The organism is Polaromonas sp. P3_C2 (assembly GCF_056402675.1).
In genome coordinates this window covers 1-10259 of record NZ_JBFUGX010000069.1, presented here as the reverse complement: position 1 = coordinate 10259, position 10259 = coordinate 1, and the positions used below count along the sequence as shown (strand labels likewise).

At 62.8% G+C, this 10259-nt stretch carries 8 protein-coding genes; 3 read left to right on the top strand and 5 right to left on the bottom strand.

All coding sequences use genetic code 11. The features are described from left to right. The coding region (locus AC1DWI_RS05035) for an ATP-binding protein (RefSeq protein ID WP_477724473.1) at positions 1-1914 on the top strand (1914 nt) is incomplete at its 5' end. A gap of 318 nt (positions 1915-2232) precedes the next feature. Here the strand turns inward: AC1DWI_RS05035 and AC1DWI_RS05030 are convergent. The 5 genes from AC1DWI_RS05030 to AC1DWI_RS05010 all read right to left on the bottom strand — a co-directional run bounded on the left by AC1DWI_RS05030 (position 2233) and on the right by AC1DWI_RS05010 (position 8263). After that, complete coding sequence (locus tag AC1DWI_RS05030) at positions 2233-2616, bottom strand: response regulator (RefSeq protein ID WP_477647940.1); 384 nt, start codon at positions 2614-2616, stop codon at positions 2233-2235. A 2-nt stretch (positions 2617-2618) separates the two neighbouring features. Next, positions 2619-5519 (bottom strand): PAS domain S-box protein, encoded by a 2901-nt coding sequence (locus AC1DWI_RS05025; RefSeq protein ID WP_477724472.1) that lies wholly within the window; start codon positions 5517-5519, stop codon positions 2619-2621. A 30-nt stretch (positions 5520-5549) separates the two neighbouring features. Next, on the bottom strand, positions 5550-5918 hold the full coding sequence (locus AC1DWI_RS05020) for an Hpt domain-containing protein (protein ID WP_477670261.1): 369 nt from the start codon (positions 5916-5918) through the stop codon (positions 5550-5552). Between the two features lie 320 nt (positions 5919-6238). Further along, a complete protein-coding gene (locus tag AC1DWI_RS05015; RefSeq protein WP_477724474.1) occupies positions 6239-7396 on the bottom strand; it encodes an HPP family protein in 1158 nt (385 codons plus the stop codon). A gap of 24 nt (positions 7397-7420) precedes the next feature. After that, the gene (locus AC1DWI_RS05010) at positions 7421-8263 is read right to left on the bottom strand and encodes a M48 family metallopeptidase (protein WP_477670262.1); all 843 of its coding nucleotides are present in this window, start codon (positions 8261-8263) and stop codon (positions 7421-7423) included. A gap of 31 nt (positions 8264-8294) precedes the next feature. Here AC1DWI_RS05010 and AC1DWI_RS05005 point away from each other — a divergent pair, with 31 nt between their 5' ends. Together AC1DWI_RS05005 and AC1DWI_RS05000 are read left to right on the top strand one after the other, a co-directional pair. Continuing rightward, positions 8295-9701 (top strand): AmpG family muropeptide MFS transporter, encoded by a 1407-nt coding sequence (locus AC1DWI_RS05005; protein ID WP_477724471.1) that lies wholly within the window; start codon positions 8295-8297, stop codon positions 9699-9701. 192 nt (positions 9702-9893) lie between these two features. Then, the coding region (locus AC1DWI_RS05000; protein WP_477724470.1) for a response regulator transcription factor at positions 9894-10259 on the top strand (366 nt) is incomplete at its 3' end.

Below are 10259 nucleotides of genomic sequence, written 5' to 3'. Positions count from 1 at the left end.
GCGCAGGTGAGCGGCCTGGAGGAGGCCGTGCAGGAGCGCACCCGCGCCTTGCATGACAGCGAATCACAACTGCGCCAGATCACGGACAGCGTGCCCGCCTTGATTGCCTATATCGACGCCGAACAGCGCTTTCAGTTCCATAACCTTGCCTACGAAGAAGTTCTTGGYCTGAAGCACGACCAGATCCACGGCAAGACCATGCGTGAGCTGATGGGCGACGAGCTCCACGAAAAAGAGCGGGGCAAGATTGAAGAGGCGCTCGCTGGTTACGCGGCGCAATACGACCGCACGCAGGCCACGTCGGATGGCCAGCTGCGCGACTACGTCATGCAGTACTTTCCACGCTACGGCGAAAACGAGGACGAAGGCAAGGTTGTCGGCTTCTTCTCGCTGGGCACCGATGTGACCGAACTCAAGCGCATTGACCGCATGAAGAGTGAGTTTGTCTCTACCGTCAGTCATGAGTTGCGCACCCCGCTGACCTCCATTCGCGGCTCACTGGGCCTGATCGCCGGCGGCGTGGCCGGTGAGCTGCCGGCCATGGCCAAAAACCTGGTCGGCATCGCTACCAACAATTGCGAACGGCTCATCAGGTTGATCAACGACATTCTTGACAGCGAAAAAATCGAATCCGGAAAAATGCGGTTTGACTTCCAGCAGATGGAACTGCAACCTTTGCTGACGCAAGCCCTGACGGCCAACGAAGGCTTCGCAGGCCAGCACAACGTCAAGCTGGTTCTGGATGCCCCGGCAGAAGCGGTAAGGGTCAGCGTCGACAGCGACAGGCTGACCCAGGTCATTACCAACCTGTTGTCCAACGCGGTGAAATTCGCGCCGGCCCAGTCCCGTGTGGAAGTCCGGCTGCTGTGCAAGAGCGGCAGGGTCCGGGTGGAAGTCGCCGACAGCGGCCCCGGCATTCCCGAAGAGTTCCGAAAGCGCATCTTTCAGAAATTCTCGCAAGCCGACACATCGGACACCCGAAAAATGGGTGGTACGGGCCTGGGCCTGAACATCTCGCGTGCCATCGTGGAGCGGATGGGCGGCCAAATCGGGTTCACGACGGAAACCGGCGTCGGAACTGTTTTCTTCTTTGAGCTGCCCGAGGCGGTGCCGGCGCCGATTCAGACCAGCATCAGGTCCGGCGCAGCGACCAGGCCGCTCATCCTGGTCTGCGAAGACGATCCCGACATTGCCCGCCTGATCAACCTGATGCTTGATAAAGGCGGCTTTGACTCGGACATGGTGCACAGCGCAGGGCAGGCGCTGGAGCAAGTCATGCTGATGCCCTACGCTGCCATGACGGTCGACCTGAACCTGCCCGACCAGGACGGCATCAGCCTGATCCGGGCACTGCGCCGCGAAGAGGCGACGAAAGACCTGCCGATCGTGGTGGTTTCAGCAAATGCTGAAGAAGGCGAGCTCGAGTTCAATACCCAGCCGCTGGCGGTTTCAACATGGCTGGAAAAACCCATCGACGAGAACCTCCTGATCCTCAGTTTGCACCGTGCCATCGGTAACATGGCCGAAGGCCGGCCGCGCATTCTGCATGTCGAGGACGACCTCGACATACAGCGCATTGCCGCCGCCATTGCCCAGGACTTTGCCACCTTCGAATTTGCCGCCACGCTGCGCGAGGCACGCGACCAGCTTGCGCGCCGCCGCTACGACCTGGTGCTGCTCGACCTGACGTTGAAAGACGGCTCGGGCTGGGGGCTGCTGGACACCATTGAAGCACTGGACATCGTGCCGCCAGTGGTCGTGTTTTCTGCGCACGATGTGGAGCCGAAGCAAAGCCAGCGCGCAGAAGCGGTACTAGTGAAGGCACACACTTCCAACGAGCAGTTGATCCGCACCCTGCAGCGGGTGCTCGATGAAAGCCTGTGGGGGACGGTTCACCCACCTCTAAGCGCCTGAAATAGATCCACCCCCGTCCAGGCTCACTGGCGTGTAGCCTGTTCCCCCCTCGAGGGGGCGGCGCCTGGGGCCGGCGAAGCCGGACCCTCGGCCCCCGCTGGTGGAATACCCCTGTTAGTTACGCCATTGGACTCTTCACGCCAGCGGATGCCGTGGAACCGGCTTTGCCGGGCCGCAGGCACCGTCCCCTGCAAGGGGAAAAGGKCTACACGCAGTGAGCCCGATAGGGGTGYRCCAATYTTTCGGCTTTGCCAGACCGCAGGCGGGCGGCCCCCTCGGGGGGCAGGGAGCTACATAAAGTGAGCGACCGTGGGGGCTCTACTGCGCCGCCCAGATGCGCTGGATCTGGGTAGACAGCTCCATCGGGTCAAACGGCTTGGGGATCACCTCCATGGCGCCCAGGCCCTTATACACCGCGACCTCTGCAGCCTGCACCTTCGCGGTCATGAAAATCACCGGCGTGTCGGCCGTGGCCGGCAATGCCCGAAGACCTTTGAGCGTGCTGGGCCCGTCCATGCCGGGCATCATCACGTCCAGCAGCAGCAGGTCGGCGCCGGCGCCCGGTGCGGCATCCAGCGCCTCCTGGCCCGAAGCGCAGGCGATAACGGTGAAGCCGCCTACGGCTTCCAGCGCCATTTGCGCAACCATACGAATGTCGGGTTCGTCTTCGACATACAGGATACGGGTCAGTGGTTTGGTCATGATCAGATCAGGGGTTGGGATTGGGTGGGGCGGTAGTCGGCGGGAATCTGGAGCACACGCTGGATTGTATTGAGCAGTTCGGTATTGGAAGTATGGGCCTTGACCAGCACCGCATCGGCCTGCTTGCCATCTGCCGGGTTTACGTCGCCGGCCGAGAACACGATCACCGGCGGGCGCGGATCCAGGGCGTCGATATCCTCGAACAGGTCCCAGCCCGAATGGCTGCCGAGCGACAGGTCCAGCAGGATCAGGTCGAATGAATGCTGGCGCAGGAGGGCGCGAGCCTCGTCCAGCGTGGTGGCAAATTCGAAGGTCGCAAAGTCCTGCGCAATGGCTGCCGTGATTTGCTGGATATCCTGGTCGTCTTCGACATGCAGAACGCGCGGTTTGCCTTCATCCACACTGACAACGGCCCGGCGCAGGCTGTGAATGAGGAGCCGCTCGTCAATCGGCTTTTTCAGCCAGTCCGACACCGTGTGCGGCTTGCGGTTGAACTGCAACTGCCCTTGCTCGGCCATGGCCGAGATCACCACAACAGGCAGGTGGCGGGTTCGTTCGTCCTCCCGCAGCTGGCCGATAAAAGCCACGCCGTTCTGCCCCGGCAGTTTCAGGTCTACCGTCACGGCGTCGTAGCTGTTAACTGCCAGGCAAGCCAGCGCTTGCTCCGCGCTGTGTGTCATGTCGGAGTCGAACCCGGCCTTGCTCAGCATCATGCTGATCAGCCTGGCCACATCGGGATCGCCTTCGCAGATCAGGATGCGGGGCCGGGTTGAAACAGCCGGCTGTATCCGCACGGGTTGCAGCAGTGGCACCGGGTTGGTCCATTCCGGCACTTCAAAAAAGAAGGTGGTTCCCACGCCTTCCGCGCTGCTGAAGCCGATCGTGCCGTCCATCTTCTCCACCAGCGCGCGGGAAATATTCAGGCCGAGGCCGGTTCCGCCTTTTTGCCGGGTGTCGGAAGAATCTGCCTGCGAGAATTTCTGGAAAATGCGGCCGTGGAACTCCTCGGGAATGCCGGGGCCGACATCAACCACCTCGACGCGAACGCGCTGCGCCGACCGTGACAGCCTGACCTCCACCGGGCTGCCCGGCGGCGAAAACTTGACCGCGTTGGACAGAAGATTGGTCAAAACCTGGGTCATGCGATCGGCGTCGATCCGCACCTGCAGGGCGACGTCAGGCGCCCGCAACACGAGGTCTACCCGGTGCTGGCTGGCAAAGCCCTCGTTGGCGACCAGCGCCTGCTGCACCAGTTGCCGAWGGTCCACCACCTGCAGGTCCAGGCGCAATTTGCCGGACTCGATTTTTTCACTGTCCAGGATGTCGTTGATCAGCCGGATCAGGCGCTCGCAGTTGCTTTGGGCAATGCCCACCAGGTTCTTCACCGCCGCAGGCAGCTCACCGGCCACGCCGCCGGAAATCAGCCCCAGAGAGCCGCGTATGGACGTCAGCGGCGTGCGCAGCTCGTGGCTGACGGTGGACACGAATTCGGTCTTCATGCGGTCGATACGCCTGAGCTCGGTGATGTCCGTGCCCATTGAGAAGAACCCGATGACCTTGTCTTTGGCTGCGCCTTCGCCGTAGCGGGGGAAATACTGCATCGCGAAGTGCCTGCGCTCGCCTTGCGGCGTCACCTGGGTGCGTTCGTAGCGGACCGGCTTGCCGCTCAGCACTTCTTCCACTTTCTCCCGGACGGTTTCGTAAATCTCCGGACCCAGGACTTCAGCCAGGGGGTGCCCGTCGATCTGCTCGAAGCTCAGGCCGAAAGCAGCTTCGTAAGCGCGGTTGTGAAAGCGAAAGCGCTGCTCCGTATCGAGGTAGGCAATCAGGGCCGGCACCGTATCGGTGACCTGGCGCAGCTGGGACTCGCTCGCCCGCAAGGCCTTGCTGATGCGCTTGCTCTCGGTAATGTCATGCATCAACGCGGTGAAAAGGCGGCGGCCGCCGACCTGCACATCACTAAAAGACACACTGACCATGAACTCGCTGCCATCTTTGCGCATGGCGCGCACTTCCTGCCCGGATATCCGGAATGTTTCCGGCTGCTCGCGCATCATGGAGGTGAAATCCTTGTATTGCTGGCGAAACCGCGGCGGCACCAATTCCGACACGTCACGGCCGATCAGATCGCTTTTCTCATACCCAAAGAGCTGTAAAGCCGCCGCGTTGGCCTCCAGAACGATGTCGTCGGACGTGGTGGTGATCACCGTTTCGACCATCCCCTCGGTAATGCTGCGGCTCATCACTTCTGTGTCGCGCAATTGCTCCTCACCGCGTTTTCGCACGTGCTCATAGTGCTTGACCACATAGACCATCCAGGCCAGCATGCAGGCAAACAACAGGTTTCCCGCGATGATGAAGCCCTGAGCCCACTGGGCGCTATGCTCCGCCGCGGCCTGCGCGTCACGCCACTTGTGGACCTCGCGATTACGCGCGTTTTCCAGCAACCCGTCGGTGCGCAGCCTCAATTGCCGGCTGGCATCACTGCCAAGAACGGTCGCAGCGGCTTCGGGGCCGGACGCCTTGCGCGCCGCGATGGACTGGTTCGCGATCAGGGCGCGCTGGTTGATCAGTTCGTCAAACTCCACGGCCTCCTGCAGCACGTTGGCGCTGCGCATGCGTGCCCTGATCGCGCGCAACTCGACCCGAGCCCGCTGGAACTCCTCCAGCTCCTGGGGGCTGCCGCTCAGAAGATACTGCCGCAATGTGGACTCGGCCGTGCGGAGGCCGGAGTCCGCACGCTCGAGCATCACCAGCGTGTCTTCCGTGCGCACCCGGGATTGCGCCGTTTCAATCAGGCGGTCGATGCCGATGTACGAGGCCGCACCCACAACCATCATCAGCACGAGGCCTGCAGCCAATGCGATTTTGATCTTGACCAGAAAAGCGTTGGAGGAAACCATGGACATTTTGTGCGATCTGATCGTAGGCGTTCACGCAGTACCGGGAAAGCGCTGCTGCAGTGCCTTAACTGCCCGTCCGACTTCGGCCTGCACCTGCGGCGAAAGCGGCCGGCCGGCACCGACATGAGGTTCTATGGCCAGTTCCAGCGCCTGGGCCGCAAGACCGAGGTCGACCCATCCGAAGGTTGCCGCAGATCCGGCCAGGCTGTGCGCATGGCGTTCCAGGGTTGGCAGAGCCTGCGCCAGATCGTCGCCGTTGAGAATTTGTTGCCATAAGGCCGCCACCTGCTCAAGACGACGCGGCAACGAGCGGGTGTAATCGGCGCGCTGCTCCTCCAGAAATGCGAGCAGGGCCGGGTTGGGTTGCGTCATGGCATCCGGAAAGCTGGCGCCAGCCATGCGCTATTTGATGCGGTGCCGCGGGAGAAGCTGGTGACCAGCCCCGAAGTCGCCTTGGCATGCAAGCCGCGCGGGCACGCATGTTGCACTTGATGAAGAAGAAAGCACATGCGGCTTATCTTACGGCGCAGGTGCCAAAACGCAGCGTAGGACAAGTACGAGGTTTCGCCTTGGGGTGCACCGCTTGCGGCGGGATGTCAGAAGCGAATCATCTGTACCGACGGATAATTAATTCTTATAGACTGCTTTATCGCAAAAAACCCTGAATCTATGCGGTAACTAAATACATTAGTATTCAATCATTGGAGGCGCCGCGCGCATCAAGCCGATGGATCGGCAGCCCGCCCCAGCGCGGCGATCACATCAGACTGGGTAATAATTCCCACCAGCCGCCCCCCCTCCCCGATGATGGGAATGTGGTGGTGACCGGTGCTGCCGAACAGCGGCACCAGTTCCACCAGCCGACGGTGCATGCCCGCCACCCGCACATTGCGGGTCATGATCTGGCCGACGACTTCAGGTTTGTCGGAGTAAACGCTGCGCGTGGTGCGCACCAGCTGCCTCAACTTGGCGTCAAAGCCTTCGTACAAATCGAGTTCTGCCGCCCGCATGAAGTCGGCCTGCGTGATGATGCCCGCGATGCGGAAGCTACGGTCCACCACCGGCAAGGCCTTGATGCGGCGCTCCCTCAGCAGGGCCCAGGCCTCTTCCAGCGGCGTGCCGAATTCCACCGTGACGAGATCGCGCGACATGACGTCAGCGCAGCGGACTTCCGCCAGTTTGCGGTCGTACGCGCGCAGCCGGGTTTCGGCCAGCAAGGTCTTGAGGTCGTCGCGGCTGACGTCCAACACCTGGTTGTAGCGCGCCAGTACGGCGTCCAGATCCGCATCAAGCAACTGGTCTTCTACGGACGGCGCGGGGCCCGGCGGGGCCAATTGCGTGTGGGGATAGGCCCTGCGCGTGGCGTTGTTGTAGGCGACGCCGACCGCCACCAGCAGCACGGAGTTGAGCATCACGGGATAGAAGGCAAACAGCGGGTCGGAAACTCCGCCCAGCACCACCATCAAGGCAGTGGCGCCGCCCGGCGGATGCAGGCAGCGCAACGCCAGCATGAGCGCGATGGCCGTGGCCACGCCCACCGCGGMCGCAAGCGCCGGCGAGCCCAGCAGATGCATGCCATGCACGCCCGCAATGCCGGCAAGCGCCGACAGGGTATTACCGCCCACCACATTCCAGGGCTGCGCCATAGGACTGGCCGGCACGGCATACACCAGCACGGCGCTGGCGCCCAGCGGCGCCACCAGCCAGGGCAGGCCCGGCATCATCCGGTCAGCCAGGTGGCACAGCAGCCCTGTCACAAAAATGCCCAGCAGCGACCCGATGACAATGCGCAGCCGCTCGCGTGAGTTGATGCGGGTGCGTCCCGGCCGGAAGCCTCGCCACCACGCGCGCGTGAAGAATGCGGCGCGCTGCGTCAACCCAGTCACCAGGGCTCAGCCCGATCAGCCGCGGGCGCGTTGATAAAGACCCTGCACCTTGGGCACGTTGGCCTGCAGCTGCTGGATGCGTTCAGGACCGGAGGGGTGGGTGGACAGAAAGCTCGGGCCGCCGGCACCGCCACCAGCCTGCGCCATTTTTTCCCAGAGGCTGACGGATGCCTGCGGGTTATAGCCGCCGCGCGCAGCCAGCTCCAGTCCGACGAGGTCGGCGTCGGTTTCATCATCGCGGCTGTAACGCAGCGTCAGCAGCTGAGTGCCGATGTTTGCGGCCACATCGCCCAGCTGTCCCAGTCCAAAAAGTTGTGACAACGCGGACAGGCCCATGCTCGTGCCCTGGCTTTTGGCAATGCGGGAGCGCGCATGCTCGCGCAACGCATGGGCCATTTCGTGACCCATGATCATTCCAATTTCATCGTCGGTGAGCTTGAGCTGATCGATGATGCCCGTGTAGAACGCGATCTTGCCTCCGGGCATGCAGAAGGCGTTGATCTGCTTGCTGCCAAGCAGGTTGACCTCCCAGCGCCACTGGTTGGCGCGGTCGTTCCACTGCGCGGCCTGCGGCACCAACCGCGTGGCGATGCCGCGTATGCGCTGCAGCTGGGGGTTGCCCGGCGAGGCCAGCGCGCCCTTGGACTTCGCCTCCGCCAGCAGCTTGGCATATTCCTGCGTGGCGGCGTTTTCCAGTTCCTCGGCAGGGATCAGCTTGCGCAGCCCCGATGACGGTCCGACATCAACCTGCGCGAGCAGCGGGGTGGTGACGGCCGTCGCTGCGGCGCCGCCGGCAGCCAGCAGGAACGCCCGGCGGCCAGCCCAGGCAGAGTGTTTGGCCTCGCATAAAAAGCACATGGGTGAATAATAGTCACAAATCAAGATGCCCATGTCAGACAAAACCCCCTCCTCCGAACTGCCATCACCCGCCCCTGTCGCTGCGCACAGCGCGGCATCTACAGCCCCCACTGTGAAAGCCGCACCCAAACCCACCTGGCGCGATGTCTGGCACGTGTATGCCGAGGCCGCCACGCTGCGCATGCTGTTTCTGGGCTTTTCCGCCGGCCTGCCCTTGCTGCTGGTGTTTGGCACGCTGAGCTTCTGGCTGCGCGAAGCAGGCATAGACCGCACCACCATCGGCTACCTGAGCTGGGTCGGGCTGGCCTACGGCTTCAAGTGGGTGTGGGCGCCGCTGGTGGACCGCATGCCGATTCCGCTGCTCACGCGCATGCTTGGGCGCCGGCGCAGCTGGCTGCTGTTGTCGCAACTGGTCATCGTGGCGGCGCTTGTCGGTATGGCGCTGACGGACCCCAAGCTGGCATTGCAACCCGTCGTGTGGTGCGCACTGGCCGTGGCATTCGGGTCGGCCACACAAGACATCGCGCTGGACGCCTACCGCATCGAGTCGGCCGATATCCAGCGCCAGGCCGCACTGGCTGCCGCCTACCAGACGGGTTACCGCATCGCGATGATCTGGGCCGGCGCCGGGGCGCTGTGGATTGCAGCGCGTGCCGAAGTCGCAGGCGACGCCCTCACTTACCAGCACGGCGCATGGCAAGTGGCCTACCTGGTCATGGCGGCGTCCATGCTGCTGGGCATGGCGACGGTGCTGCTGTCGCCTGAACCAGCGCCGCGCCCGCAGGCGCCATCGCGCAACGCTGCAGAGTGGCTTAAAACCGCGCTGGTCGACCCGTTCGCCGATTTCCTGCGCCGCTACGGCAAGCAGGCGCTGCTGATCCTGGCCCTGATCGCGGTCTACCGCATCAGCGACGTTGTCATGGGCATCATGGCCAACCCGTTCTATGTCGACATGGGCTACACCAAAGACGAAGTAGCTGCAGTGACCAAAATTTACGGCGTGGTGATGACGCTGGCAGGCGCCTTCGTGGGTGGCGCGCTGGCCATGCGTTTCGGCGTGATGCGCGTGCTGATGCTGGGCGCCGTGCTGAGTGCTGCCAGCAACCTGCTGTTTGCCTGGCTGGGCACGCGCGGGCACGACGTCAACGCGTTGATCTTCGTGATTTCGGCAGACAACCTTTCCAGTGGTATCGCCTCGGCCGCCTTCATTGCCTACCTGTCGAGCCTCACCAACATCAATTACTCGGCCACCCAGTACGCGCTCTTCAGCTCGATGATGCTATTGCTGCYCAAGTTCCTTGCCGGTTATTCGGGCAAGTATGTGGACGCCTTTGGCTACAGCAACTTCTTCACCGCAACAGCCTTGCTGGGCCTGCCGGTGCTGGTTCTGGTGGGTTTTGCTTCACGACTTAAAACGCCGCAAGCCCAGAAGGAATAAGCGCAAGCAGCTATTAATTCAATAGCAATTCCGCACCATGGCGGACGTGCCGTGCACGGAGTATGCTGGAGGCTCGCTGCCCCGGTTTACCGTAACTTTACGGTGGCTTCAAGCGGGATTGTTGCGCCCGGCGCACCATGAATTTCATTGTGATTCCACCCCACGGGGAACACCTGCACACGAGGACCAGCCATGACCCAACAGCTTTTGATGATTGAAGACGATACCCGCCTGGCCAATATGGTGGGCGAATACCTTCGCCAGTCGGGCTACGGTTTTACCCACGCGGCCGACGGCGCGGCGGGCCTGGCAGCGCTGGAAGCTGCAACGCCCGATCTGGTCATCCTCGACCTGATGCTGCCCGACATGGACGGCCTGGAAGTGTGCCGGCGCATCAAGGGCCAGGGCAGCGAAAACGCCAACACCGCCGTGCTGATGCTGACGGCCAAAGGCGACCCGATGGACCGCATCGTCGGCCTGGAAATTGGCGCTGACGACTACCTGCCCAAACCTTTCGAGCCGCGCGAGTTGCTGGCGCGCATCCGGGCCGTGCTGCGC